The following is a 25,487-nucleotide window of genomic DNA, read 5'->3' on the forward strand; positions in this document are numbered from 1 at the left end:
TAGATGGGGCGCCCTTAGCTCGCTAGTTGTGGCATCGCGAAACGCGGCCAAAAGGATCGCGTTCTGCGATGCATCATCGCGGCCAGCATTTATTTCCCGGTGCTCTCCTCTTCGGTCTTTTTCCGGCAGAGCCTAGTGAGCCAGCGGCAGAAGGCTCGGGCGAGATCCGGATTGCCGCTGCGATCGACCGCATAGGCCCGATATTGCATGCCGCTCGGTGCCCGCGAGCCGGGAAGCACGTCCAGAAGGCACTGCCTGATCAGGTCCGCTACGATGATATAGGGTGTTACCAGCAGGGTCTGGCCGGTCGTTACCGCCGGGAGGGCCAGATAGTGGTGGTCGTAGCGCGCCCCCGAAAGAATATCCGACGTCTTCAGGTCCATGCCGCGAAGCCAGATCGGTAGGATGTCCGGCCGCGAGGTGACTGCAATCACCGGTGTGGTGCGCAGCGCTTCGAGCCCGCGGCCGGCGACACAGTTTGGCGATCCGACGCAGACGAGGTGCTCGTCATAGAAATCCCAGCGATCCGCCGGTTCGCTTACTGTCAGGTCCCGGGTCAGGAGCACGTCGAAACTGTCGTCCGAGGCAGGGGCCGACAGGGTGCTGATGACGTCGACCGTGACGCCGCCCATTTCCTTCGAGAAGTCGCTCAAGTTCGGAATGAGCAGCGTATAGGCGAAGGTCGAGAGCGAGGTTCTGATGACGAGCCGGTTGGCATCCTTCCTGTCACCGCGGCGGCGCATCCGCCTTGCCGTGAAGAGGATCGTCTCGAGAGGTTCGGCGACGGCATCGGCGAACAGCCGCCCGAAATCCGTGAGCTGGCTTTGACGCCCGCGCCGTTCGAGCAGCTTGGCGCCGAAATACTCCTCCAGCACCGCGATGTGGCGGCTCACCGAGCTCTGGGTGATGCCAAGCGTCTTCGAGGCCCGGGTGACGGTCTTGTCGCGTGCGACCTGCACGAAAGCCCGAACAGCGTTGAGCGAAAGATCTTTATCGTCTGCCATGACCGATTGTAGCCGCCTCCTGAATTCATCCAAAAGCGCGGGTTTGTTATCGCATTATTCGATGATTGTCATGCTGTTGTAGCACATGAGGTGAGTAATCCCGCTTGTTCTCGCCTGGCACCGAGAAGTGCTCATGGACGTAGAAAAGAAATCCCCCAGCCCGAAGCGATGTCGTTGCTTCGCGAAGCTACACAGGAGCCAAGTACGCACATGTTTTCGATAACGCGACGTAATCTATTGGTAGCCGGGGCGGCCAGCAGTCTTCTGGGAATGACCGGGGTACCTTCAGCGAAGGCCCAGGGCGCCGCTCGCCGCACCCTTAGAATCGGCATGTCCGGCTTCCCGCCCGCCGTCGAGCCTGTTTTGTATGCTCACACCGCGACGCGGCGCATAGCACCGCAGATGTTCGACACACTGCTCGCCTTCGACCAGACGCCCGCTATGAGGTTACGTCCGGCCCTTGCGGAGCGTTGGGAACGTGTGAACGCCAAGTCAGTTCGTCTTTTCCTGCGAAAGGGTGTGAAGTTCCATGATGACGGTGAGTTCACCGCAGAGGATGTCGCCTTCACTTTGAGTCCTGAGCACCTGCTTGGCCCAGACATGGCAGGAAAGGTCACTGCCATGGAGACTCTGGACACCATCGACAAGGTCGACATCGTCGACAGCCACACCGTCATCGTTCATGCCAAAGGCGATGATGCATTGCTCGAGAAACGGCTGGCCTCGTGGGGCTCGGAAATCGTCAGCAAGCGTGCTTCGGAGCGGCAGGTTCCTGGGATGCCTGGACGGCTGCGCCGGTCGGAACAGGACCGTATCGGATCGTCAGCCAATCTCTCGATGTCGAAGTCGTTCTGGCCGCGCACGATGCCTACTGGGGTGGGCTGCCGCCCTTAGAAGGGATTCATTTCAGGATCATCCCGGAACTGGCTTCACGGGCGAACGCGCTCATGGCTGGCGAAGTGGACTTAATCACGGATCTCTCTCCCGACATGTTCTCGGAAATCGAGAAGCACCCCGAGCTCGAAGTTTCCGGCGGCCCCGTTCAGAATATCCGGGCGCTGAATATCGATACGACCGGTCCGATCCTCGGCAAGGAAGGCGTGCGCCGCGCCCTCAGCCTCGCGATCGACCGAGAGGCCATCGTCCGGGCGCTCTGGCATGATATGCTACTCATTCCCAACGGCTACCAACTCCCCAGCTTCGGCGATGCGTATATCGAGGACTTCCCCGGTCTCGCACACGACCCCGATTTGGCGCGTCAACTCCTACGCGAGAGCGGCTACAATGGTGAAACAATCACCTACCGATTGCTCAACAACTATTATCCCAACCAGGTCTCTGGCGCGCAGATAATGGTCGAGATGTGGCGAGCGGTCGGCATCAATGTCGAGCTTCAGATGATGGAGAACTTCGCCCAGATCGAAAGCAAGCCGATCAACGCGATCTACGACAGTTCGAACACCGCCACCTTCCCCGACCCGCTCGGCCACGCTTGGCGCGTCTTCGGACCATCTGGGGCGAACGTCAAAGAGGGTATCTGGAGCAACGAAGAATATTTCGGACTTGGCGAAAAGCTGAAGGAAACCGCCGATCCGCAGGCACGCCGGTCGATCATCCGCCGGATGCTCGACATCGTCGACCGGGAAGATCCTCCTTGCGTGATCCTCCACGGTTCCGGTCAGTTCTATGGCAAGCGAAAGGATATCGCCTGGGTCCCGGGGCAGACACTTGACCTGAACTTCGGTCCGTTCAACGCCGCCTATACGCAAAACTGATGACCACGCGAGGAGGGACGGCGATGGGAAATCTCGCCGGCACTGCACCAGCATCCGCTTTGCCGGCGGCTTCGTCGTCGCAACCGTTGCTCACGATCGAAGGCCTCTCCGTCGACTTCAGCGGCGTCCAGGTAATTAGGGGAGTCGATCTCACGGTCGCACGGGGCGAGTCAATCGGTATTGTAGGCGAGTCAGGTAGCGGCAAGTCGGTTACCTGGCTTGCTGCGCTCGGGTTGCTGCCTCGCACGGCTACCGTGTCGGGAAGCATTCGGCTGGAAGGGGAAGAACTACGTGGCGCATCAGCGATGCGGCTCGACCGGATCAGGGGCGGACGCGTGGCGATGATCTTCCAGGACCCGTCCAGCGCGCTCAATCCTGTCATCCGAATTGGTCGGCAGGTTGGCGAAGTTCTCGCGCGACATCAGGGGGTGTCGGGCTCGAACATCCGGGGCGAGACAAAACGTCTTTTCGAGCTCGTTGGCCTGCCGGACGCGGGACGTCGCTTCGACGCTTTTCCCCATGAACTGTCCGGCGGTCAGAACCAGCGGGTCATGATCGCCACGGCGCTCGCCGGAAAGCCGGACGTCCTGGTTGCCGACGAGCCGACCACCGCGCTCGACGCGACAATCCAGGCCCAGATAGTGGACCTCTTGACCACCATTCGGCGCGAGACGGGCATGGCTCTTGTTCTCATCAGCCACGATCTCGGCGTCGTTTCCGAAACCTGCGAGCGCATCATAGTGATGTATGGCGGCCGCGTCGTCGAGACAGCGCCGTCAGACTCGATCTTTGCTAGTCCGCGGCATCCCTATACGCAGGGACTCCTTGCGGCCTTGCCGCCTTTCGGAGGCGCGTTGCGACGGCTCATTTCCATCGAGGGGCAGGTGCCGGAGCAGGCAAACATGCCTCCAGGGTGCCCGTTTGCGCCCCGCTGTCCGCAACGCATGCCGGTTTGTGAAGCGACCATTCCGCCACTCAAGCAAACCGAAGTCGGCCGCTTCTCCGCCTGCATAGCAGGGCCCGCCACGGAGGCCCAGCAGCCCTTAAAACTAAAGGCAAGCGTGCTGGCATGACTGCAACCATTCTTGACCTGCACGGCATTTCGCGCAGCTATTCGACGCGGCAGGGGCTCTTCGGAACAAAGGTGCCTGTCCACGCTGTTGAAGAAGTCTCACTGTCTCTAAAAGAGGGGCAGACGCTGGCTCTCGTTGGCGAATCCGGATCGGGAAAATCAACCACAGGACGAATCGCGCTCGGCCTTGAACGGCCGAACAGCGGGTATGTGCTCTTCCGAGGGAATGAACTGCCGCCCGCCGATACACCAGCGTGGCGCCGCATGCGCACCCATATGCAAATGATCTACCAGGATCCACTCGCCGCGCTGGACCGCCGACTGTCGATCCTCGATCAGGTCCGGGAGCCACTGGACATCCATGACATCGGCGCTGCATCGAAGCGGAACAACGAAGCGCTGACTATGCTCGATGCGGTTGGCCTGAATGCGAGTCATGCCTCGAGCCTGCCCTATCAACTGTCGGGTGGGCAGCGTCAGCGTGCTGTTCTTGCTCGGGCGCTGATCATGCAACCGGCGTTGTTGGTCTGCGACGAGCCGGTCTCGGCTCTCGACGTATCGATCCAGGCCCAGGTCGTCAACCTACTGATGGACCTTCAAAAGGACCTACGTCTTACTCTCCTCTTCATCAGTCATGATTTGAAAGTGGTTCGCCAAGTCAGTCAGCATACGGCTGTGATGTATCTCGGTCGTATCGTTGAATATGGCGAGACAAATCTTTGCTCTCGAGCCCCACCCACCCCTATACCAAGGCGCTTCTCAGCGGTACCTGTTGTAGGCCGGCGCACGCGCGAGCGCATCATACTCAAGGGCGAACCACCCAACCCTGCAGCCCGTCCGACCGGCTGCGCGTTTCACCCTCGCTGTTCCATCGCGCGGCCGCAGTGCGTGAGCGTCTCCCCCACATTCTCGACTCTGCCGGACGGACGATCCGTTGCTTGTCATGCCGTCCATACCAACCCGCCGACCAAGAAGGTTGGAACCTGATGTTTCGGTTCTTTGCTATCCGTGTCTTGCGTGCCGTTCTGACAATCGCGCTGGTGGTCACGTTCGCCTTCATCGTCCTGAGGCTCTCGGGAGATCCGGCCCGCAGCATCATGGGGGACGACGCCTCGCCCGAGGCCATGGCCGCCTTTCGCCGGGAGTGGGGTCTGGATCTGCCACTCTGGATGCAATATCTCCATTACTTCGCAGCGATCTTTCAGGGCGAGCTCGGCCGGTCGATGCGTGGAGGCGGGCCTGCGCTTGACCTTGTTCTGGGACGTATCCCGGCAACGCTTATGCTGACCCTTCCTGCGCTTTTGATGAAACTGGCCATCGGTATTCCAGCCGGTCTCTATGCCGCTTTGCATCGGGACAGCGCCATTGACCGTGCCGTCATGGTCACGGCGGTCGCAGGATATACGGTGCCGAGCTTTGTCCTCGGTCTCGTATTGGTTCAAGTCCTTGCAATCTGGTTTGCGTGGCTGCCGACCGGCGGCACGGGCGATCTGCAGCATCTAATCCTGCCGATCATCACTCTCGGCGTTGGTGGCGCTGCCGTGCTCGCACGGTTCATTCGAAGCGCAATGCTGGAGGTACTGGGGCAGCCGTACATTCGCACTGCCAGTGCCAAGGGTATCCCCTGGGCCGCGGTTGTGCGTGGTCACGCCCTGCCGAACGCCGCAATTCCTGCCGTTACCATTGTCGGCTTCATGGTCGGCAATCTGATCGCTGGTTCGGTTGTGGTCGAGAGCGTGTTCTCCTGGCCGGGTGTCGGCAATCTGCTGGTGGTGTCGGTGACAGCCCGCGATCTGGCGGTTGTGCAGTGTATTCTCCTGCTGGTGGCCGCCACAATGGTGGTCTCCAACCTCATCGTGGACTTCCTCTACGGCATCCTCGATCCGCGCCTGGCCAACGCGAACTCGACCGGGGGGCGCTGAGCAATGAACATGATGGGAAAAGTAACCGAAACGGCGACTGGCACGCGAGAGACCACGAAACACCGCCGAATTCCTTTCTCCGTCATCGCCAGCGTGCTCTGGATCGTTTTTATCGTCATAATGGCGCTGCTTGCTGATGGAATCGCCCCGTACCAATACACCGCGCTTGATCTGCCTAACCGGCTGGCCTCGCCCTACCATCCGCACCATGTGCTTGGAACAGACGAACTCGGACGCGATATTCTATCGCGACTGATCGTATCTGTTCGTATCTCAATTCTGGTCGCCCTTGGGGCAACGCTGATTTCGGCGTGCGTTGGCACCACCATGGGCTTTGCTGCGGCCCACTTTCGTGGGCGCGTCGAGCAGTTCATCCTGATGCTCGCTGACTTTCAGGCAGCCATGCCTTTCCTCATCCTTTCCCTGTCGGTGCTTGCGTTTTTCGGAAACGCTTTGCCGCTGTTCATTGGACTGATGGGACTTTATGGCTGGGAACGCTACGCGCGTATCGCACGCGGGCTTGCGGTCGCCGCCAGCGCGCAAGGCTACGCCGGAGCTGTTCGTCAGTTGGGTGCGAGCCCAATGCAGGTATATCTGCGGCACATCCTACCGAATATCTCGTCGACGCTCATTGTTTCCATGACGCTGACCTTCCCGGAGATCATCCTCATGGAAAGCAGCCTGTCCTTTCTGGGCCTTGGCGTTCAGCCCCCGATGACGAGCCTCGGAAACATGCTCGGCTATGGCCGGGAGTATATGACACGTGCGCCCTGGATCATGTTTGCACCTGCTGTGCTGATCGTCGCGACGACGCTCTCCATAAGCTTGTTGGGCGACTGGCTGCGCGACCGGTTGGATAAAGGCCCGCGTTGACGCTCAAGCAGCCTGACTCGTTCCGCCCTCAGCCCCTTCAAATCGGAGCGCCGATGGTCTGACGTTTTCAATACCGCCATGTTGGACCGAGTGGTGCAGCTAGGCGTCGCCAGTAAATCATCTCTCGTACAGGAACATCTCATTGCTTTTTCCCGCCTACTTAACCGTCCTTGAAAAGGCAGGGCTGGACGGAATGATGCTGATCCAACCGGAGTCGATTATCTGCGGCACCGGACAAGGTTCAGGCAGCGCCGATTGCGCGCGCACGGCTGTCGTCGGTCGGCCATGCGCGGATCAGCAAGCAATCTATGGCGCTCTGCGGAACGCCTTCGAATCCGTTTTTGGCACGTCTCCGCCCCGGCGGGCCTTTCCATGCGTTGCCCTGATACATCCGCGGTCTCGTGGACGCTTGTTGGACGTTGTCAAGTGAACTGGCGATCTGCGACTGACGAACTGCACGTTCACCCATGTGGGCAACTAGAATTAAGATATCATGCGGTTTCTCATCATCAGCTTTGACGGCCTTCGTCCCGACCTCGTCTTGCCAGATCTGACGCCGAACCTCTGCCGCTTGCAGTACCTGGGTGTCACGCTGGCGAAGCATCGGACGATCTATCCCAGCGAAACCCGTGCGGCCTTCCCGAGCCTCGTGACAGGCGCCACTCCTGGTCGACACGGCATGGTGGGAAACCGATATGTCGACCGATCCGTTACGCCGCCGCGCTATATCGACACGTCAGATGCCGTGCTCCTGCGCAAGCTCGACCTCAAAAGCGGTGGAGGACTGATGTCGGTGCCCACGCTTGGCGAAATCCTCGCTGGGGCCGGGCGCAGCATGGCCGTGTTGGCCACGAATACACCCGGCACGACACGCTTCTTCCATCACAAAGCCGAGGACTTCGGCCACATTCGCCTCTCGGGCCATTTCCGGGAGGCCTGCACTCCCGATGATGTGCTAGCAGAGGCCCAACGTCGGATTGGCCCGCTGGAGCCGGCACCGCTAGAAGTCGAGCCCGACACGGCCGGGCAGGACTGGATAACCTCAGCGTTTCTCGACGTGGTCTGGCCGAAATACCGGCCGGACGTCACGATCCTTTCCTATGGCGAGCCCGACATCACCTCGCATTTCCATGGCACCGGCGCCGAGGCGACGCGCGGCATCATCACTCATTGCGACCGCCAGTTTGGACGTGTGCTCGACTGGTGGGAGGCGGAAGGGCGCGCCAAAGGCGTGCAGATTATCGCGATGTCGGATCACGGACACATCTCGGGTCATACGCGGGTTTCGGTGATTGACAATCTGCGCGAAGCCGGTTTTCGTGCCGGTACGGCACCCGCGCCGGATGTCGATGTCGTTGTCGTGCCTGGGCAGGTCGGAGCTCTCTATCTCGCCGACCCAAGTGACCAGAAGATCGCCCGGCTGGTGGCGACGATTACCAGCCAGCCGTGGTGTGGTCCGGTATTCACACGCGCAAAGAATGAAACTGAGGGCATCGCCCCCGGAAGCCTTGGCAGTCGTCTGGTCTTTGCTGATCATCCTCGTGCACCAGACGTGTCCTTTTCCTTCCGAGCAGATGATGGCGTCGATTCATTTGGCCTCATCGGGGGGACGTCCTATGACAATGACCGCCGCACGGGGCTTGGCGTCCATGGCGGATTGCATCCGAAAGAACTCGCTGCCCTCGGCATTGTCGCTGGCTCGGCATTCCCCGCGCAAGGCTCAGTCTCCAAGGCCCCCTCCGGCATCTGCGATTTTGCTCCGACCTTTCTGCACCTTCTCGGGATCGCCGTGCCGAACACGGTTACAGGCCGCGTCCTGCATGAGGTCTTTGGACATGCATCGCAGGCGATCCCGGACATTCGGAGCGAGGCCTTCGAAGCAAGGCTCGGCAGCTTCCGGCAGGTTCTGCGGCGCATTCACGTTGGAGAGGCGATCCATATCGAAAGCGGCACGGCGGAAGGCTGAGCGAGCATCAAAAACTCGAGCAGCGGCTACGCCGACAGGATTGCCCATGAAAGCTGCGTTCCCCGGGGGAAAATATGCGGGGCCTGCGGCCCGCATAATTTAATTCCGACGCAGGCAGGATAGGCGCAAAGACGATCGCGGCCCAAATGTTCATTCCGCTAACACCGGAACGGCTGGAGCAATGCGTAACGGCCGCCTAACCCGACCGTTGGTCCCGTTGATTTGCCATCTTTCTCCGTTTCGTACCGACACTATGTTTCGGCGACCTCCTGAAGGCGCTCTACAAGAAGTCTGTTTTCGTCGAATGTCCGCGCAGCAATACGCAGGTACCGAGTTCCCTTGCTGAGCGTTTTAGCCCCACTGTGGCGAATCAGGACTCTATGGTGCGCAAGGAGCTTTTCCGCGAGCGTGGCTCCATCTGGCCAATCATCTGGAAGGCGGCAGAAGACGAAGTTTGCATCGGGCCGAAGTACATGCATATCAGGGATCTTCGCGAGTTCTGAATAGAGCTGATCGCGATCCCGGCGCACCTGAGTCCAGCTTTCCTCTGCTTCGCGCTGGTAGCTCGGCAGAGCGTGGAGGAAAAACTCTCCTAAAGTATTTACATTCCAAGCCGGCAAATTTCTTCGCACGGACGATATCAGCTTGTGATCGCTTGCGAGCATGTAGCCGAGACGTAGCCCGCAAACGCCGAATATCTTCCCGAGGCTTTTGAATATCACTAGGTTTGGATATTCTTGTATTCTGCCCTCGATACTTCCGGAAGCACCCTCTGAGGTGAATTCGACGAACGATTCATCGACGATTAGTCGAATGTTTCGTTCTAAAAGTATTTTTGTGAGATGGAGAAGCTCCTGCGGTAGCACTCCCCTAGAGGTTGGATTGTTGGGCGAAATGACAACCACCGCGTCGGCGTTGTGCGCTATCGCATGCCAAGCGAACTTCTCGATATCGAGCTCGAAGTCTGGAGCAGGTAAAGGAAACCGCGCCAGTCGTTCGGGCGACACTACCTGCTCGTATGGATTGAAGGACGGTGTCGGAACGGCTAAGCGCCAGTTTAGCGCTTGGATGCTCGCATGAATCAGTTCCGCAACGCCATTGCCAACAGCGAGGTTCTGCGGATTTTGGGAAATCAAGCTGCCCAACTGCTCAGCAAGATGTGGCTGCGGTGACGGATAGCAACTGATGAGCTCGGGAAGCCGCTCGCCAAGCGCGGTATAGAAACCATGGGGCGGAAAGTATAGATTCACCAGCAGAACATGATCGGTGACACCATAACGCCAATATCCGCCGGGAAAATCGTGAACGAGTGAACGACTAAGCGGCTCGCTAGGCATTGGTTTAGGTTGCATGATCTAGGCCCCTCGGTCAGATTGACCGAACCGTCCATGCAAGAGTGTGATGAGTGTTATGCCCTCGGTTTTCCCAGTTACGCGATTGGCAATCAGGTTTAAGGTCTCGCCCAGCATTCGGAGCCGATTTGGCTCGGGACATTGTGGTAGGATCTCAAGATGTCCGAGTAGGTGGCTGCCTGCCAAACAATTTGTAGATGTTTTTTTGAACCCGTTGAAGACCCGAGTCGCGCCTCTCAATCTCCGCTCCGATTTCTTTCATCAAGAAGTCATCGGGGTCGTTGAGGTTCCAGATCGCCATGATCCTCCGCTGAACCCGACCGTCCATTCGAACCGTTCGACGGGCGGTCCGAAGGGTCGCTGATCCGACTTTCCCTCGCTCGGTTCGATTGCGTAGGCCAACATGCCGGTGAGCTCGCCGGTTTCCGCCCCGACATCTGCAATTACTGCGCCCAGTCGTCTTGCCAGGATGAAAGAGGAGAGCATCGAGCGCTACCGCTGCATAAAGAGGGCGGTTAACATGGTGTTCGGCGACAGCGCCTAGATCGCCCATTTGATCGGACCATTCATTTGCGGATTCCTTTTCCGAAGATGAGAGACGGACTGGCTTCGGCTGGCTATCCCGCCGAAAACCCGCGATAAGCTAGGAATATTGACGCCACGACCGCGAAGACGGTGACCACTGCATACATTGCGCGATTCATACTTGGCACGGCGATGGGCAGCACGTGCAGAACAGCGAGCAACAAGAAGAGTCCGCATGTAGCATTGTTCCACAGTGGGACAGGAATCCACGCTGCGATAAGCAGAAGAACTGCCATGAGCGGAACGTCGTAGGAAAGCGGAACGCCGGTGAAATACCCTTTTGTGGACATCCCGAAATTGCTGAAATAACTTAATCGCAAAGCACCAGCGAGTATTAGAGCGAGCCCCGTTACAAACGGCAAGACACCGCCTGTTCCGATTTGCATGAGTACCGCAGCCGGAATGACGGCGCCGTACAGGAGATCAGCAAATCCATCCAGACTCTTCCCCATACTGGCCGTCTCTGCTGACCGGTTTTTCGTTCGCTTCGCGACCACTCCGTCGAAATGGTCTGCTAAGACCGCCCAGAGCGCTGCTGCGATTGCAAGCTCCGGTTTGCCCGATTGCGCAAAATAGAGCGCGGTTCCTGATGCCAGGAGGCCAAGCATCGTGATCTGGTTTGCGCGGTCTGAAAGATAGATAATCATTGGAAGCCGTCCGATCCTATCTCGACGCGATTTGATGCCGGAGAAGGCGATCCGCATAAGGGTGAGAATATGTTCTCCGCAGTCCTTAGATCGGCCTCGCTGTCTATCTCGTACCATCGCAGCTCATCGCAGCGGGCAGCCGCAAGCCGGAGGCCGCGGCTTTCGATAAGATGAGCAAGAAACTCCTCCATGTAAGCCTTGATCGCACCGGAACCGATGAGATCATCAAGGGCAGGCACGATTATCGTGCGCAGTGTCGCGTCGGAGAAGCGCATGAGATTCGCTGTCTTGAAGAGAGCCGGGCCGCCGGAAACCAGGTCCGCAGCTGTTTGTTTAAGCCGAAACTCGGAAATAAATCCGCCTTCGGACAAAATTACTGCAGAGCCCTCCATCGACGGATGGAAAGGCGCTACTGCGGCTGAATTCGCCGCGTCATCTATCGTCAAGCGCCGAAGCGCGTCTTCCTCAAAGAAGACGTCGCCCCTCAAGAAGATAGCAGTCTCCCGAGAGTAACGCGTCGCGTGCCAGCCAGAGTGAATAGGCGCTGCCCGTGCGGTCGAAGACCGTCGACTCGACATAATTGATATCGAGCCTACCGAAGCGTCGGCCGCAGGAATATTGGATCGCGTCTTTGCGATAGCCGACAACGATCGTCACCTCCCTTACGCCGACTGCCTCGAGGTTCTGCAAGGCGTTGTGAAGGATCGGCGTGCCGTTGACTTCGACCAGCGGCTTCGGCCGCAGATCGGTGAGCGGACGCAGGCGCGAGCCAAACCCGGCGGCAAGAATCACCGCCTCTCTCGGACCAATTGCAGTCATGGGTCTAAGCCCTTCTATTTTGCTTGCTGCGACGATTCTTTCGGTTCCAGCCGTTAAGGACGCCGACCACACGCTCGAGGCCCACCTCGAGTTGCTTCGGCGGAACGCCATAGGAGAGCCTGAGCCCCATGGGATCGCCGAAGGCAGTGCCTGACACGCCGGCCACGCCGGCTTGGGCGAGCAGCGCGGCCACGATGTCGTCGGCTGTCCTGGCGTCATCATTGGCGAGCGTCGGCCGCAACAGGCCGGACAGATCGAGATAGAAATAGAACCCGCCCTGTGCTTCAGGTATCGGAACGCGCTGCAGCTCGGAGAGGGCAGTAAGCCCAGCCTGCCGCGCCGCCGTCAATCGACACTTGAGCCGGGCCTCAAAGGCGCCATCTCCCTCACGGAGGTGGTGCAGCACTGCATGCTGGGCAACGACATTCGGGTTCGATGTCGTGTGCGACTGAAGCGCCTTGACAGCCGAGATCAGTTCTTTCGGCGCAGCGAGATAGCCAACGCGCCAGCCGGTGAGGGCCAGGCTTTTGGAGAAGGCATTGACGATCACCGTCCGGGCCCGGACCTCGGGGGTCAGTGACACAACCGGATGATGCCGATGGCCATCATGGGTGAAAGGGCCGTAACATTCATCGAAGATGATCCAGAGGTTTTTATCCATCGCCAGCTGGGCGATGCCCGAAAGAGTCTCCGCGTCGTAGACGGCGCCGCTGGGGTTGGCGGGCGTGTTGACGACGATGGCCCGGGTCAGCGGCGTGATGACGCGTTGGATGTCGTCGATCCGTGGAACGTAGCCGTTTCCTCGCGTGTCGATATGGACTGGGGTGCCGCCGGCGATCTGGATCTGCGCTGGGAATGTTGTCCAGTAGGGCGCGGGAATGATGACCTGGTCGCCGGGATTGATCAGCGTCATCGCCACGTTGAAAAGAGCCTGCTTGGCGCCGTTCGTCACGGCGAGCTCGTCGGCCCGCCAAAGCTGCCCCGTCTCGACCGATACCTTCCGTGCCAGCGCCTCGCGCAACTCCATCGAGCCGATGGTGTCAGTGTAGCGGTTCAGGCCTTGTCGAATCGCCTCGATCGCTCCGTCCCGGATCGTCGGTGCCAGATCGCTCCAGATCTCGCCGGCCGTGAGATCAACAATCTCCATCCCGGCATCGGCGGCAGCCTTCGCCGCGGCGCGGGCGGCCGCGGTCCCCGACGATTTAAACAAGTTTGTCCGTTGCGCCAACATGCGCGTCTCCATCCATTCTTTTCGAAGGAACCTCTCGCTGCGGTCCTTGGCCGTCCACTGCCCGCGGAAGGTATTTCTCTTTTGCCGCTGAGAGCTCGCCGTAGTTCATCAGTTCGAACAGCTCGTCGAGCGTCGCGACTTCACCTTCGACACCGGCAATGCTCTCCTCCTGGATGATGCGGTCGCACACCTGACGCATCGCCGAAATCGCGGCGCGCAGGTTGTGGTTGGCCCAGATGACCGTGGAAATACCGGCCGCGCGATAATCAGCAACGGGCGTACGGTGGTATTTTGTCGGTACGATCACGACGGGCAGTCGGTTCTGCCAGGCTCGCGTGAAGGTGAAGATCTCCTCCGCATCGGACTTGCAGGAGTGAATCAGGATCGCATCGGCGCCAGCGTCCGCATAGGCGTGCGCTCGTGCAAGCGCCTCCTGCTGACCGTATCCGGCGATCAGCGCCTCGATACGAGCGACGAGAACGAACTCCGGATCCGGAACCTGATCCTTGACCGCCTTCAGGCGACCGCAGAACTCGCCGATCTCCGCCAGCGGATGGCGGTCGCTGACGAAGGAGTTCATCTTCGGGAACGCCTTGTCTTCGAGGCAAACGCCGCTCGCGCCGTGCTGCCGCAGCTTGCGAGCGACCAGACGGGCATTGTTGAAATTGCCGAATCCGCTATCTCCGTCGACAAGGATTGGAATTTCCGCTGCGTCCGCCATCCGTTCCACGACGTCGACCACCTGGGTCCAAGAGGCCTCGTTCGCATCGCGGTAGCCGAGGCTGGAGGAGATCGAGAGGCCGGACGCCCAAAGCGCCTTGAAACCGGACCGCTGCGCGATCGCCGCGGAGAGCGCGTCATGGGCTTCCATAAGGAATGACGGTCCGTCACCAGTGCAAATGAGGTCATGAAGCGTAGATTCGCTTGTTTTGCCGCCCGGGTTCCGCAGGTCACGTCCTTTTTGCGATAGTGAACACACCCGACGCAGATGTGGCATGCTGCTTTCCTCCCTTCGTTCCACCGATCGCGATATCACCACGACGTCACATCGGTCGGCAGCTCTGCCGCCATCTAGAAGGAAGCATCAAAAGTCGTGCCAACTGAGCAGGAAAGCCTCAGAAAAAGTGTTCTCGATACTATTCAATAACTTGAATGATGGTGAGAGCAGGAGCCAAGCCGAACAACCTGTGTCGCTCACTCGACAACCCGGCAGTAGTGTCGGTTGCCCACCGCCTTCCCAGTTCCCAGGCCCTGATGCCTGCCTTTTTTGCTGCCGGCTCGTTTCCTCGGCGGCATCCAGAATGGCCCGGGTCCGGCGCGGCACCGCTTGGCCAAGGGCTGGCACTTCAGGGGCTGCGCATCTCGGCGACCTCGCGCATTTCCGACAGATCGAATGACGGAGCGTCTTTCGACCTCCTAGCCCTCGCATGGAAAATATTGATCTTTTTTCGGTCCCTGTTACTCAGTTTGTTACACAGCAACACAAGCTCCGTTTCCAAGTAATCTATTCAGAGCAACGCTCCTATCGGCGGTCCCAGTAGCCGGCGCAATCGCGCCGATAACCTCGACAATTGGGGCATGTAAGGGTATTCCGTTGAGCCCGAAATCGCTGTCATAGTTCACGCGCACATGCTCAAAATCCCGCAGACGGATCTCCTTGAAAAAGGCTCTACTGCTTCGCGCGAGCGCCTCGAGCTACCAGCCAAACTCTCTAGACCGCGTTGATGCCCCGAAAAGAGCAGAGGGAAGCGGGTAGATGGCCGCTTTACGCAGCATTCTGGCGCCAACGCTGATATCCAATATCCGAAAAACGTCCGTTTTGTTCATCATTGCCCGAAGCGGTGAACCATTTTCCTTGCCTTACCGGCAGGCATCATCTTTAAGCACTTGACCTTCAGACGGGCTCCCGTCAACTTCCTGATCGGGGTGGGAATCTTGGCAAGTTCCGCAGTATCTTCAGTATCGGATGCGTCGCGTCCGCAACTTTTCGGTCAACTTGGCCCAGACATCTTCACGGTGTTTTCTGGCGGGAACCGGCTGCTATATGAGCGTGCGATCCTCGCCGTCTACGACGACTTCTACCGGTCCGACCTCCTGTTCCCGACCGAGGCAGAGGTAGTCGGCGTGATCTACAACTGCATCACGAGGGAGCCTAGCCTCTGGGCCGAGGACGAAGCCGCCGTCGATCTCGACCGCCTCGTGACGCGGACCGGTCGGCGGGTCAGGCGTCGACGCGTCCTAGGCGTGGACAATCAAGCCACCGGGACCGCGATCAGCCAGTCCCGGCACATCTACAACCGGATGCTGCAGACGGGATGGCTGGACGAGGCGAGCTATGGCCTCAAGACAACCGTAGAGATGCCGTCCGGAGCGATGCGTCTCGCCGAATTCCTGTGCTCCTTGAAGGAGGGCGGCGCCGAGCAACTCGGCGGCCTTGTGGTGGAGGTGAGGAATGCGATCCGTGCGGTGCGGGAGAAACCGGCGGAGAACGCTCTCGGCCTCAACAAGGCCGCCCATGACTCGGCACGTTTCGGACGCTACATGAGAAGCGTGCTCGCGGCCCTGCGGGAGGTTGATCGGCAGGTGCTCTCCTCGGACACGCTTGCCGAGCGGCTGCGACACTACTTCGAGGACTTCGTCGAGCGGGTGCTCCTGCGAGATTACACGTCCATCTCGACCACGGCGCATCCCTATCGGCATCGGCGGACCATTCTCGCCTCGCTCGACGAGTTGGAGGATTCCGAGATTGACTTGGCCGCCGTAGCCGACGCGTATCTAGAATCCCGGCTCGTTCCCGATGGGCAAGCGGCGCGCGACCTCGTGCAGGAGGACCTGTTCCGGATTCGCCGCGTGTTCGAACGGATCGAGGAATCCTTCGAGGCGATCCAGCAGCACCGGTCCAGGCTCGAGACGCGGCTGCGTAACGTGGTCAGGTACGCAGGGCGCCGGACCAACTTCCTCCAACGCAGCGAGCATGTGATCCAGGGGCTCGACGATGCTCTCTCGCGGGGCATGGACGATCTTGCGGTACGAGGATTGATTGAGCCCCGGATGACCGTGGTTGCGCCCGAGCTCCTCGCGAAGCCGCGCGGCTCGCGGCCGGAGATCGCCGACGCCGACCTTGCCCTTCCGCCGCCAGATCCGATACGCGAATTCAGCGTCAGCTCGAGCGGGAATACTTGGATCGCCTGACCATCTCGCCGGCAAAGGTTAGCCGTTTCCTCGAAAGACGGGTACGGCCCTTTAGCGAGACCACGGCGGCTTATTTGAGAATCGAGACCGTCGATGATTTCCTGGCCTTCGAAGCCATCCGAGTGATGGTCGCCGGCGGCCTCGGTGCCGACGCCGACTCGCGGCTCGCGAAGACGCTTAAGGACCGGTTCGAGTTCGTGGTGTCCGACGACGCAGTGTCAAACGAGTGGCTGGACTGCGGCGGCTTTCATGTGAAGCGCCTCGACGACAGCATCACTCTCGAGGTCGGGCATGCTGCTTGAGTTCAACGCCCTCGAAAACTCGAACCCGCGCGGTTTCCTAAAGGTCACGCAACTCATCGCACATCTGATGCGAAACCAGTTCGTCCACGTGGAAGACCGTGGGGCCGCGACGCTGCTGGAAACGCTGCACCGGTCGGAACTCGCAAAGCTTGTCGAGGCTTACTTTGATGTTGGCGGCTACCGTCTCGTCCACCGGGAGACCGAAGGCTGGGCGGGGATCTTGCCCGATCCGGAGCGCACGGCGCTGCCGCGGCTGCGCATTGATGAGACGATCGCGTTACTCATCATGCGACGGCTCTGGGAAGAGGCACTCCAACTCGGCGAAATCTACACCAACGGAACCACCCGCACGACACTCAACGAGGCGTATGCGGCCTATCAGGGGATAGTCGCCGGCAGCCGGCGCGCGGCGCTTGCGCCAAACGAGTTCCGCGACGTGCTCCGGATGCTCGAACGCAAGGCGATCGTTCGCCTCGGTGAGTTCGACGCGGACGCGCAGAATATGGATCTCGACATTCGCGCGCTCGTCACTAGCGTCGCCGGCGACGACTTCGTCGCGTCGCTCGAGCAGATCTTGTCGCGTCCAGTCGCCACCACGCCCGACGCAGACGATCAGGTCGTGGGAGGCGAGGCATGATGGAACTGCGGCGCATCGTCCTAGTGAACTGGCACATGATGGTACGGGCCGACCTCGATCTGGCCGGCGATGCGGCCATCCTCGGCCAGAACCGATCCGGCAAGTCCACAATAATCGATCTGATACAGGCGATCATGGCCGGCGGTTCGTCGCGTCTGTACCGGTTCAACCGGTCCGCTGGCGAGAGCAGCGGCCGTTCGGACCGCACGCTCGGGGGCTACTGTCTCGGGCAACTCAACCAGGACATTTTCCTCAGGAACCAGGCTAGAAGCCACATCGCGCTTGTCTTCGAGGACACGGAAAGGCGGCGGATGCCTGTGAGTCTCGGGCTGTCCATTGAGGCCGCCCGCGGACAACAGACAGAGGTACTGGGACGGTTCGTCGCCGAGGGTATTAGCGTCGACACCTCGATGCTGCTGGATATCAGCGAAGACGCGTCCCGGCCGACCGTGTGGCCTGTCGTCCGCCGTCGGCTCGACCAGGCCTGCAGTGAAATGGGCGGTCAGCTTCTCACGCCGGACGACGCCAAGACGTTCATTCGCGAGTACATGCGCGCGCTGTTCACAGGGCGCCGCGCGTCGGATCCCGAGCGGTTTGTCCGCACTTTCGTGGCCGCGCTTTCCTTCACGGACATCTCGTCTGTCGAGCAGTTCGTGCACCGCTACCTGCTCGAGCCCAAGCCGATCGACATCGCCGAGCTACGCGATTCTATCCGCCGCTACCGCGAGATCCAGAAGACCATTGCCGACCTCAATCGAAGATTGGAGGCGCTTCGCGCAATCCGCGCCCAGATAGAGGAATTCGACCGGCTTCTCGCCGAGGAACTTACCTGCCGCGCGATTGGGAGGACCGCCCTGCTGGTCGAAGGATTCGCCAGGCTGTTGACGAATATCGGTGAAAAAAGGTCGAAGGCGCACGAGATTCACGTGGTCATGGAGGATTTTGCGCGGATAGAGGAAGAAATGGAACATCAGACCGAGGCGCTCGCATCCGTCCAGCGACAGCTCGCTGCGACCGGCGCGCAGGGACAACGCGCCATCGTTGAGCAGGAGATTAGAGGGCTGGAGCGGGACCATGCGGGCGTCATGGAGCGCCTCCTGACTCGGCACCTCAGCGCCGCGCGCGATCCAACTCCTGGATTTGCGCGACAAGCTGAGCGTCATAAACCCAGGCGAATTGTTCCGTGCGCTCGAGCGCGTTGAAGAGGCCAGCCGTGGGATCGCGCCGCCCGGTTGGCCACGCGATCCGGCGAAGATGGACCAACTGCTGGGTGCAGTCTCAGAAGCCGCGAGCGCCCGGATGGAAAAGGCGACCGACCAACGAGACGAGGCCATCGTCTGGGTCAAGCAACTTGAGGCTGAGGCAGCCGAGGATAGCAAGCAGCTTGCCAACGCCAGACGGGGACAGATCACCCTTAATGCCGCAACTTCGAGACTTATGGAGGCCCTGCGATGCGAAGGCATGACGCCACGCACACTCTGTGAAGTCGCTGACATCGTCGACGAACGGTGGCGCAATGCGCTAGAGGCGCTGCTCACCCGCGACCGCGAGGCCATTATTGTTGATCCAGAGCACGCGTACCGTGCGACCGAGATCCTGCGGCATGGACGCGACGCTTATCCGGGATGCCGCGTAGCCAACACCCGCAAGCTCCAGTCGAGATCCACCGTGCCCGAGGGCGGTACGCTAGCTTCGATGATCCGCAGCGACGATAAGCTGGCCATGGCGTTCGTAGTCTTCAGGATAGGCAACGTTCGGCTTGCGGAGAACCAGGATGAGCTTCTATGCAGCGGCCGCGCAGTAATGGCCGATGGTGCGTATTACGACGGCCTGATCACCGAAATGCGCCGGCCGGACGGCCTTAAGATTGGGCGGGCTGCGGCACCACTGATGGAGACCACGCTCCGGGAGCGGATCGAACAGCGTTCGCAGTTTTTGAGGATTCATCTTGAGAAGAAACGCTTCTTCGAGGACGCGATGCGGCGGCTCGAGGATTGCAGCAGACCGGTCGATGAAAAAGACAAGTTGGAAGCGCTCACATTGGCGCTGGGGGATCTGGCAGACAGGCGTGCCGACGCGCGGCGCCGACTCGATCGGATATCGGCCCAGGTCGACCCTGAACTACTCGACGCGGAGAAGCGGTTGCAGGCCTTATTGAACAGCCTCAAGACAGATCGCGATGAACTGATCGATAGTCGCGCGTCGCTCAGAACGAAGATTGAGGAGGTCAAGGAGAGGCTGGGCGCGGGCGAGCAGAGCGTCGGCTCTTACCTGTGCCTCGCCCATCGCCGTCGACAGTTCCGCAGTGTCGTGACCTCCGCGGCACAAATGCGATCGCTCCGACAGCGATATAGGGGGCATCCCGCTAGAAATCCGGCCAGGATTGCTTCCGACATGGAGAAGGCTGCGGACGATGCGAAGCAGGGGTATCGAGAGCTCAGTCACGACATCAGGGCGGCCCTTGGGAGGTATGCCATCGACTTCCCCGACGCACTCGAGGGCTATGCGGACGTGCCGATCATCGGCACGGTGAAACCGTGGGTGTCAGACGGCATTGCGATGCTGGAAGACAACGAACTCATCCGGTACCGCGAGCAAGCGGACGAGGCGGCAGATCGGGTTTCACGTCTCTTCAAGACGACCTTCATTCATGAGCTGAACAGCCGCTTCGGGCAGCTTCATTCGGAGATGGAGAAGCTTTCGGCGGCGCTCCGCACACGCCCCCTTCACGGTGAGATCTATCGTCTGGCGGAGCTCGTCAAACCGGAGTTCGACGACCTCTATCATCTCGCCAAGGACAGTGAGGCCGACGAGCGCGTGCTGGATGCTCTGTTCGGCCGGGCCGAGCCTCGCGACGAGCGGCACGCGCGGGCGCTCAGGCAGATAGAACAGCTTCTCGCCGACGAGTCCTTCGACTTTACCATCTTTCAGGACTACCGCAGCTATTTCACGTACGATCTCAGGATGCGCGACGTCGCCACCGGGCGGACGACGAGCTTCGACCGCCGACGCGGCGTGGCCAGCGGTGCCGAACGCCAGGTGCCGTTCTACGTCGTCATCGGAGCGGCCCTCGCCAGCGCCTACCACGGCGTCCGCCAGGCAACCGCTCCAAGCGATCTTGGAATAGGGCTTGCGGTGTTCGACGAGGCCTTCAGCAAGATGGATGGTCCCAACCAGCGGACGCTGCTCGAATTCTACCGGGCGATCGGCCTTCAGGTCGTCATCGCCGCGCCGACCGAGAAACGCGCGGTCGTCTACGAGAACCTGGACTACATCATCGACGTATTCCGCAGCGGCGACGTTTCCCTCGCCGAATCCATCCGGGTCAAGGACCGCGTCCGCGAGGAGATGCGCGCCATCAACCCCCAGCACGCGACGGATGACGAACTCGCGGAGCGGCTTGGTCTCGAGGCGAAGGCGGCCGAATGAGACGGCGCGGGTTTTCGACCGTCATTTCACTCATCGACGATCTGCTCACGTGGCATGAACGCAACCCCGCCGTGCGAAACCTGATCGCCTTGATTGACAATGACGGCTTCGCCAACATGGACCTGCGGGACGCCTTCGATGAGGAACTCGCAGCGTTAGAGCGAGCAGGCGGGATCGAGCTGGTCCAAACCGGCCCGAAGACGGAGCGTCGGGTGACCGGTGCAAGGCTGAAGGATGCCGGGGTGCTCTACCGCAAGGTCGAACGACGGCCGGCTGGCGAACTGGCATACCGAGCCGTCTCAGAACTGCGGTCGCAGCCGGGGCTGCCGGCCGGCGCCGCCAGTTTGATCGATGACGCCGTCGCGGCCTGGACGCGGGGCGTTTCCCACATCGGAATTCGGAATGGAGACGGGCGAACGCTTGCAAACGTGATCGGCCTCGCCATCGCAGCACGCGGTCGCATGTCGGGCGATCCGCAGGGGGAGCAGGACTTCCGGACGTTCTCGCGGTTGACGGTCGGCGACAGTAAAGCGCTGGAGAAGAATGTTCGGCAAGTCGCCGCAGCAATGGCGAAGATCTTCGTGGGCATGGAGGAGCAGACTCGCCTCGATCCGGAGGAACTGCTTGCCAGCGCCGGTATCAGGCGGTTGCCGCAACCAATCCTGCTGCACGGTGACGTATCGCTGGACGGGCGGTCCTTTCCGGCGATGCCCTATGTCGGAATACCTACCGACTGCGCCGGCGGGATCAGTCTCCTGACGAAGCCCGACTACGTCCTGACGATCGAGAACTTCGCGTCATTCGTCCGGCACATTCGGGAGGTCGCACGGTCCGAACGGGCCCTCGTCATCTATTCCGGTGGCTTCCCTTCGCGACCGACGCTCGCGACGGTCACAAGGCTGGCGGCCCAAGCGCAGGTGCCGACGTTTCACTGGGGAGATATGGACGCCGGAGGGGTCCGAATCTTCCGGCACCTCGAAAGACATCTTGCCGGTGTCGACATTCCGCTGCGCGCCCATATGATGAACGTCGAACTGCTCCGCCGCTTCGGGAGACCCGCACCGGGTGTGGCCGGTCCTGTCGGCGACATGCTCGCAAGCGCGATCGCGGGCTTGGCGGACCTCCTCACCACGAGTGGTCTCGTGCACGAGCAGGAGGAGTTCGATCCCATAAGGCCGATCACGGAGACTCTTGCTACCGCGGAGCTCGGAAAAAGCTTCTAACGCTTGGGTGAGGAGGTGACGGCTGGGGCCGAACGACGGCGCTTCTGCTAAAGTGCCCGACAAATCTCAGGTGGCAGAATGGACGATCTCTCATGGCAAGATCTGCGCCACCTACTAGATAGCCAATTCAGCGGTAGGACTGGAAAATTGGCTGAATTTCTCATTCGCGACATGGTGAAGTTGTTCCGGGATGATCAGTCGCTACGGGAGCATCTAAGGGCTGCAATCTACGATCCAGATACATTCGCTAACATCCGGGATTTTCTAGCTCTGAAGAGATAGACGGAGATGACCGCGGGATGCCATCAGAGCTGGTAGGCGGCACGGATCCGGTCTGCAACATCCTCTCGCGTCATATTCACCTTAAACTGCTCGGGGTTATAATCGACCTCCGCTGTCGCCAGCTCGACGAACGCCCGCATGTCTTTTGCAACGGTCTCGGGCAGCGGATAGCTGGCTTCGGGGCTTAAGACTTGCAGCAGCCGTGCCACGTCGTTGCGATGTTTTTTGATGTTCTTTTCGTCAACCTTGCCGCCCGCATCGCGCTCCCAGCTAAGGTCGAGCCACGCGCGGGCCTTGAACGGGATGATCGCTGCCTCGTTGAGCACCGGGATGCCGCCGGCATCGCGCACCATCGACTTGAGAAAGGCGTAATAGTCCTCGTCGAGCAGGATCGCCGACAGACTCGCGGCCGCTTCGTCGATAGGAAGCGGCGTAAGATGCGAGTCCTCGGCAAGCGTCAGCCCTTCGGGCGACCGCGAGAACAGCTCGAGCATGGCAGGGAAATCTTCGGTCTTCGGCTTCTGGAAGCGGTAGAGGACTTTCTCCCCCTGGCTTCGCTCTCTGATCTCGTACCCACCGTGCTCGACAAAGGCCCAGAAGCGCTCCGCGAAGGCAGCGTCCAGCGCCTCGACGATCAGCACGATGTCGAGATCCTTGGTGGCGCGGAAGTCCAGGCCGACCTCGTTCATGATAAGCTCGCAGGCGGCACCACCGATCAGCATATATTGATGTCCATGGCCCGCGAAATGAGCGCGGAAGCGGTCCACCCCGATCACCATTCAAACCTCTCCAATAGTTCTACCGCCGCTTGCGCGACGCGTTCGTCCGTGCTCCCCCGAACACTGAGATACAGCGAGAGCCGATCTATGACAGCATCCCGCGCGAGGATCTGCGGGTCGTAGGTCCAGGTCTGAATCTCTAACCGGTCGTCATCGAACGCCGTGGCTGGGCTGAGTGCGAGCCTCTCCTTGAGGCGCTTCCAACGCATCGACAGAATGGCGCGCGTCTGGACCCTTGGCGCCGCCAACATGGTGTAGCGGGCAAGCGCGCTCTCGCCAGCGAGCGGTGCGATTTGGTTTTCGACCCGGCCACTAACAAGGCGAACCTTGCGCACTGGGGATTGCAACCGCTCTTGGATTGCCTCCCATAGTTCGTGACCACCCAGAAGCATGTGCAGACGGCGTTGTCGGCCGACATGGCGAGCCTTTGCAAGTTGGAGTGCCTCAAGCTCATCAAGTGTTCGGCTTATGCTCATGATCGACACATGGAGTCGCTCGGCAAGGTCGGTGAGGTGTTCCTCCTCAAGGGCGATACCCTGCAGGACCGCGAGGAGCACCAATTGCGTAGTAGGGCTGATCTGGTCTGCGGGGGCGATCGCGGTCGTCCGCGCTCGCTCGCGCAGGTCGAGCAATGCTTCCGGGACATAAAGCTGCGCACCCGGCGCGATGAAGCCGATCTGCCGCTCCACCATCTGGCGCCGGACGGCGTTCGGCACATGGTCAAGCAGCAGCAGAATGAGATCGACGCCAAGTTGGCGACGGACAAGATCACGATGCTTGAGGTAATCCGTTGTGGCGCCTTGCCGGGGTTCGCAAATCGCCATGACAACCAGAGTGCGACCGTCCAGCAACCCTTCCCACAACATGTAGTGGTCAAGCACGAAGTGTGGGACGTTTGTAGGCGCTATCGGCGTGAGTTCGAGCCGCCGCCCGAAGGCGTGCTGGACATACGCTTCCGCCGCCTGAGCGAGCGCTTCTAACCGCGCGGCAGGAATTCTTTCTAACACCATGCCCCTATTTAACAGCGCTTCTGTTAAATGTACATGCACTGTTAGGTATGGGTCGCTTTCTACGACACCGGCTCAAGAGAGAATAGGATTTCGACAAATCAGCCGGATCGGGCGCAGTGGATGATCGGCTGGAACGAAATCCTCCAACCGCTTCATCGTGAACAGCTGCTCCATGAACACATCGCTCCCGCGCATCGAACCGCTTCGCCAAGGTGGATCAGTAGTCTATGTTTGGCGTAGGTATTTCAGCAGCGTGCTAGGCGCCCGCCGCCACGTGCGGGCGACGCCGGCATCAACCGGCGGGCAGATGCGCCGAGGGCAACAATCGCGCCTGACGCAGCGCCGCCAGATCAGCCGAGCCGGTGCAGAAGCAGGCGACGGCCAACTGGCGGATGACGATCTCGAAATGTGCGACAACCGCCTCGGTGGACACCGTCGCCGCGCGCAGCACGCCGGCCGCCTGCCCGGCGATGTCCGCGCCCAGGTGGATGGCCTTGGCCACGTCGACGCCGTCGCGGATCCCGCCCGACGCGATCAGCTTCACCGTTGGCAGCGCCCGACGTACCGCCTGCACGCTGGCCGGGGTCGGAATCCCCCAATCGGCGAACGCCATCGCCACTGCACGGTCGGCGGCATCGCGGGCGCGCTCGCCCTCCACCGCGGCCCAACTGGTGCCGCCGGCGCCGGCGACATCGATCACCGCCACGCCCGCCTCGACGAGCGCACAGGCCACCGAGGCGGACAGGCCCGCCCCCACTTCCTTGGCCACGATCGGCACGCCCACGCTGCGCGCGGCGCGAGCGATCTGCGCCAGGACGCCGCGCCAGTCGCGGTCGCCCTCCGGCTGTACCGCTTCCTGCAGCGGATTGAGATGGACGATGAGTCCATCGGCCTCCAGCGCATCCACCGCCCGGCGCGCCAGGTCCAGGCCGTCGGCCTCGCGCAGTTGCGCGGCGCCGATATTGGCCAGCAAGGGAATGTCTGGGGCCAGGCGGCGCAGCGCGCGCGTCAGCCCCTGGAAGTTGCGGGATTGCAGGCTCACGCGCTGCGAACCGACGCACATGGCGATCCCCAAGGCTTGCGCTGCTTCGCTCAGATGCCGGTTGACGGCCTCGGCGCGTGGCATGCCGCCGGTCATGGAGCTGATCAGCAGCGGCGCGCGCATGGTCTTGCCCAGCAGCGAGGCGCGCAGGTCGATCTGCGTCAAGTCCAACTCGGGCAATGCGCAGTGTTCGAAACGGATGTACTCCCAGCCGGCGACCGTGGCCGGCGCCGTTCGCCGATCCAGCACGATGTCCAGATGGTCGTCCTTGCGCCGGCTCAGGGCGGTGTCGCTCATGCTCGCTCCATCGTCCCATCGGGCGACGGCGTTGCGTCGGATCGGACC

The 25,487-nt window shown here is 60.7% G+C and carries 21 protein-coding genes and 1 pseudogene; 13 read left to right on the forward strand and 9 right to left on the reverse strand.

Translation table 11 applies throughout. From position 1 onward, the window contains the following. Window positions 1-89 precede the first annotated feature (89 nt). Complete coding sequence (locus AC0L3L_RS29630) at window positions 90-1,004, reverse strand: LysR family transcriptional regulator (protein ID WP_473458540.1); 915 nt, start codon at window positions 1,002-1,004, stop codon at window positions 90-92. A gap of 210 nt (window positions 1,005-1,214) precedes the next feature. On the opposite strand from AC0L3L_RS29630, the gene AC0L3L_RS29635 reads away from it, so the two are divergent. The 7 genes from AC0L3L_RS29635 (at window position 1,215) to AC0L3L_RS29665 (ending at window position 8,612) form a co-directional block, all read left to right on the forward strand. Beyond that, window positions 1,215-1,898 (forward strand): ABC transporter substrate-binding protein, encoded by a 684-nt coding sequence (locus AC0L3L_RS29635; protein ID WP_473640572.1) that lies wholly within the window; start codon window positions 1,215-1,217, stop codon window positions 1,896-1,898. After that, complete coding sequence (locus tag AC0L3L_RS29640; RefSeq protein ID WP_473640609.1) at window positions 1,823-2,779, forward strand: ABC transporter substrate-binding protein; 957 nt, start codon at window positions 1,823-1,825, stop codon at window positions 2,777-2,779. The genes AC0L3L_RS29635 and AC0L3L_RS29640 overlap by 76 nt, the downstream gene beginning before the upstream one ends. A gap of 23 nt (window positions 2,780-2,802) precedes the next feature. Next, a complete protein-coding gene (locus AC0L3L_RS29645; protein ID WP_473640574.1) occupies window positions 2,803-3,852 on the forward strand; it encodes an ABC transporter ATP-binding protein in 1,050 nt (349 codons plus the stop codon). Beyond that, window positions 3,849-4,838 carry an oligopeptide/dipeptide ABC transporter ATP-binding protein gene (locus tag AC0L3L_RS29650; protein ID WP_473640576.1) on the forward strand — a complete coding sequence of 330 codons (990 nt, stop codon included), beginning with the start codon at window positions 3,849-3,851 and terminating at the stop codon, window positions 4,836-4,838. The genes AC0L3L_RS29645 and AC0L3L_RS29650 overlap by 4 nt, the downstream gene beginning before the upstream one ends. Continuing rightward, the gene (locus tag AC0L3L_RS29655; RefSeq protein WP_473640611.1) at window positions 4,838-5,773 is read left to right on the forward strand and encodes an ABC transporter permease; all 936 of its coding nucleotides are present in this window, start codon (window positions 4,838-4,840) and stop codon (window positions 5,771-5,773) included. Before AC0L3L_RS29650 ends, AC0L3L_RS29655 begins: the two co-directional genes overlap by 1 nt. 12 nt (window positions 5,774-5,785) lie before the next feature. Beyond that, window positions 5,786-6,646, forward strand: a complete 861-nt coding sequence (locus tag AC0L3L_RS29660) for an ABC transporter permease (RefSeq protein ID WP_065012176.1) — start codon at window positions 5,786-5,788, stop codon at window positions 6,644-6,646. Window positions 6,647-7,139: 493 nt separating this feature from the next. Continuing rightward, window positions 7,140-8,612 carry an alkaline phosphatase family protein gene (locus tag AC0L3L_RS29665; protein ID WP_473640578.1) on the forward strand — a complete coding sequence of 491 codons (1,473 nt, stop codon included), beginning with the start codon at window positions 7,140-7,142 and terminating at the stop codon, window positions 8,610-8,612. A gap of 251 nt (window positions 8,613-8,863) precedes the next feature. On the opposite strand, the gene AC0L3L_RS29670 is transcribed toward AC0L3L_RS29665, so the two are convergent. From AC0L3L_RS29670 to aepX, 5 genes and pseudogenes are all read right to left on the reverse strand, one after another. Next, window positions 8,864-9,964 carry a pyridoxal phosphate-dependent aminotransferase gene (locus AC0L3L_RS29670; protein WP_473640580.1) on the reverse strand — a complete coding sequence of 367 codons (1,101 nt, stop codon included), beginning with the start codon at window positions 9,962-9,964 and terminating at the stop codon, window positions 8,864-8,866. 617 nt (window positions 9,965-10,581) lie between these two features. After that, a complete protein-coding gene (locus tag AC0L3L_RS29675) occupies window positions 10,582-11,196 on the reverse strand; it encodes a CDP-alcohol phosphatidyltransferase family protein (protein WP_473458528.1) in 615 nt (204 codons plus the stop codon). After that, a pseudogene (locus AC0L3L_RS29680) lies at window positions 11,193-12,015 on the reverse strand (phosphocholine cytidylyltransferase family protein). Before AC0L3L_RS29680 ends, AC0L3L_RS29675 begins: the two are co-directional and overlap by 4 nt. 4 nt (window positions 12,016-12,019) lie before the next feature. Further along, window positions 12,020-13,246 (reverse strand): aminotransferase class I/II-fold pyridoxal phosphate-dependent enzyme, encoded by a 1,227-nt coding sequence (locus AC0L3L_RS29685; RefSeq protein ID WP_473518163.1) that lies wholly within the window; start codon window positions 13,244-13,246, stop codon window positions 12,020-12,022. Beyond that, the gene (gene aepX, locus AC0L3L_RS29690; RefSeq protein ID WP_473640613.1) at window positions 13,218-14,117 is read right to left on the reverse strand and encodes a phosphoenolpyruvate mutase; all 900 of its coding nucleotides are present in this window, start codon (window positions 14,115-14,117) and stop codon (window positions 13,218-13,220) included. The genes AC0L3L_RS29685 and aepX overlap by 29 nt, the downstream gene beginning before the upstream one ends. Window positions 14,118-15,133: 1,016 nt before the next feature. On the opposite strand from aepX, the gene AC0L3L_RS29695 reads away from it, so the two are divergent. The 6 genes from AC0L3L_RS29695 to AC0L3L_RS29720 are packed head-to-tail and all read left to right on the forward strand — an operon-like array spanning window position 15,134 to window position 22,029. Beyond that, entirely contained in the window at window positions 15,134-16,438 is a 1,305-nt protein-coding gene (locus AC0L3L_RS29695; protein ID WP_473640582.1) for a Wadjet anti-phage system protein JetA family protein, read from the forward strand. Next, window positions 16,426-16,740, forward strand: a complete 315-nt coding sequence (locus tag AC0L3L_RS29700; protein ID WP_473640584.1) for a hypothetical protein — start codon at window positions 16,426-16,428, stop codon at window positions 16,738-16,740. The genes AC0L3L_RS29695 and AC0L3L_RS29700 overlap by 13 nt, the downstream gene beginning before the upstream one ends. Continuing rightward, window positions 16,730-17,377 (forward strand): DUF4194 domain-containing protein, encoded by a 648-nt coding sequence (locus AC0L3L_RS29705; RefSeq protein WP_065010983.1) that lies wholly within the window; start codon window positions 16,730-16,732, stop codon window positions 17,375-17,377. The genes AC0L3L_RS29700 and AC0L3L_RS29705 overlap by 11 nt, the downstream gene beginning before the upstream one ends. Beyond that, on the forward strand, window positions 17,374-18,579 hold the full coding sequence (locus AC0L3L_RS29710) for an ATP-binding protein (protein WP_473640585.1): 1,206 nt from the start codon (window positions 17,374-17,376) through the stop codon (window positions 18,577-18,579). Before AC0L3L_RS29705 ends, AC0L3L_RS29710 begins: the two co-directional genes overlap by 4 nt. Beyond that, the gene (locus tag AC0L3L_RS29715; RefSeq protein WP_473640587.1) at window positions 18,518-20,806 is read left to right on the forward strand and encodes an SbcC/MukB-like Walker B domain-containing protein; all 2,289 of its coding nucleotides are present in this window, start codon (window positions 18,518-18,520) and stop codon (window positions 20,804-20,806) included. Before AC0L3L_RS29710 ends, AC0L3L_RS29715 begins: the two co-directional genes overlap by 62 nt. After that, window positions 20,803-22,029 (forward strand): Wadjet anti-phage system protein JetD domain-containing protein, encoded by a 1,227-nt coding sequence (locus AC0L3L_RS29720; RefSeq protein WP_473640589.1) that lies wholly within the window; start codon window positions 20,803-20,805, stop codon window positions 22,027-22,029. Before AC0L3L_RS29715 ends, AC0L3L_RS29720 begins: the two co-directional genes overlap by 4 nt. A gap of 305 nt (window positions 22,030-22,334) precedes the next feature. On the opposite strand, the gene AC0L3L_RS29725 is transcribed toward AC0L3L_RS29720, so the two are convergent. From AC0L3L_RS29725 to fni, 3 genes are all read right to left on the reverse strand, one after another. Then, window positions 22,335-23,090 carry a hypothetical protein gene (locus AC0L3L_RS29725; protein WP_473640591.1) on the reverse strand — a complete coding sequence of 252 codons (756 nt, stop codon included), beginning with the start codon at window positions 23,088-23,090 and terminating at the stop codon, window positions 22,335-22,337. Beyond that, entirely contained in the window at window positions 23,084-24,100 is a 1,017-nt protein-coding gene (locus AC0L3L_RS29730) for a hypothetical protein (RefSeq protein WP_473640593.1), read from the reverse strand. The genes AC0L3L_RS29725 and AC0L3L_RS29730 overlap by 7 nt, the downstream gene beginning before the upstream one ends. A gap of 292 nt (window positions 24,101-24,392) precedes the next feature. Then, a complete protein-coding gene (gene fni / locus AC0L3L_RS29735) occupies window positions 24,393-25,439 on the reverse strand; it encodes a type 2 isopentenyl-diphosphate Delta-isomerase (RefSeq protein ID WP_473482514.1) in 1,047 nt (348 codons plus the stop codon). Window positions 25,440-25,487 lie beyond the last annotated feature (48 nt).

Source organism: Mesorhizobium sp. WSM4849 (assembly GCF_055811385.1).

Bases quoted from the DNA above. Each gene is read 5' to 3' on its own strand.
- AC0L3L_RS29630 (WP_473458540.1), bottom strand. From the start codon at position 1,004: ATGGCAGACGATAAAGATCTTTCGCTCAACGCTGTTCGGGCTTTCGTG.
- AC0L3L_RS29635 (WP_473640572.1), top strand. From the start codon at position 1,215: ATGTTTTCGATAACGCGACGTAATCTATTGGTAGCCGGGGCGGCCAGC.
- AC0L3L_RS29645 (WP_473640574.1), top strand. From the start codon at position 2,803: ATGGGAAATCTCGCCGGCACTGCACCAGCATCCGCTTTGCCGGCGGCT.
- AC0L3L_RS29650 (WP_473640576.1), top strand. From the start codon at position 3,849: ATGACTGCAACCATTCTTGACCTGCACGGCATTTCGCGCAGCTATTCG.
- AC0L3L_RS29655 (WP_473640611.1), top strand. From the start codon at position 4,838: ATGTTTCGGTTCTTTGCTATCCGTGTCTTGCGTGCCGTTCTGACAATC.
- AC0L3L_RS29660 (WP_065012176.1), top strand. From the start codon at position 5,786: ATGGGAAAAGTAACCGAAACGGCGACTGGCACGCGAGAGACCACGAAA.
- AC0L3L_RS29665 (WP_473640578.1), top strand. From the start codon at position 7,140: ATGCGGTTTCTCATCATCAGCTTTGACGGCCTTCGTCCCGACCTCGTC.
- AC0L3L_RS29670 (WP_473640580.1), bottom strand. From the start codon at position 9,964: ATGCAACCTAAACCAATGCCTAGCGAGCCGCTTAGTCGTTCACTCGTT.
- AC0L3L_RS29675 (WP_473458528.1), bottom strand. From the start codon at position 11,196: ATGATTATCTATCTTTCAGACCGCGCAAACCAGATCACGATGCTTGGC.
- AC0L3L_RS29685 (WP_473518163.1), bottom strand. From the start codon at position 13,246: ATGTTGGCGCAACGGACAAACTTGTTTAAATCGTCGGGGACCGCGGCC.
- aepX (WP_473640613.1), bottom strand. From the start codon at position 14,117: ATGGAAGCCCATGACGCGCTCTCCGCGGCGATCGCGCAGCGGTCCGGT.
- AC0L3L_RS29705 (WP_065010983.1), top strand. From the start codon at position 16,730: ATGCTGCTTGAGTTCAACGCCCTCGAAAACTCGAACCCGCGCGGTTTC.
- AC0L3L_RS29710 (WP_473640585.1), top strand. From the start codon at position 17,374: ATGATGGAACTGCGGCGCATCGTCCTAGTGAACTGGCACATGATGGTA.
- AC0L3L_RS29720 (WP_473640589.1), top strand. From the start codon at position 20,803: ATGAGACGGCGCGGGTTTTCGACCGTCATTTCACTCATCGACGATCTG.
- AC0L3L_RS29725 (WP_473640591.1), bottom strand. From the start codon at position 23,090: ATGGTGATCGGGGTGGACCGCTTCCGCGCTCATTTCGCGGGCCATGGA.
- AC0L3L_RS29730 (WP_473640593.1), bottom strand. From the start codon at position 24,100: ATGGTGTTAGAAAGAATTCCTGCCGCGCGGTTAGAAGCGCTCGCTCAG.
- fni (WP_473482514.1), bottom strand. From the start codon at position 25,439: ATGAGCGACACCGCCCTGAGCCGGCGCAAGGACGACCATCTGGACATC.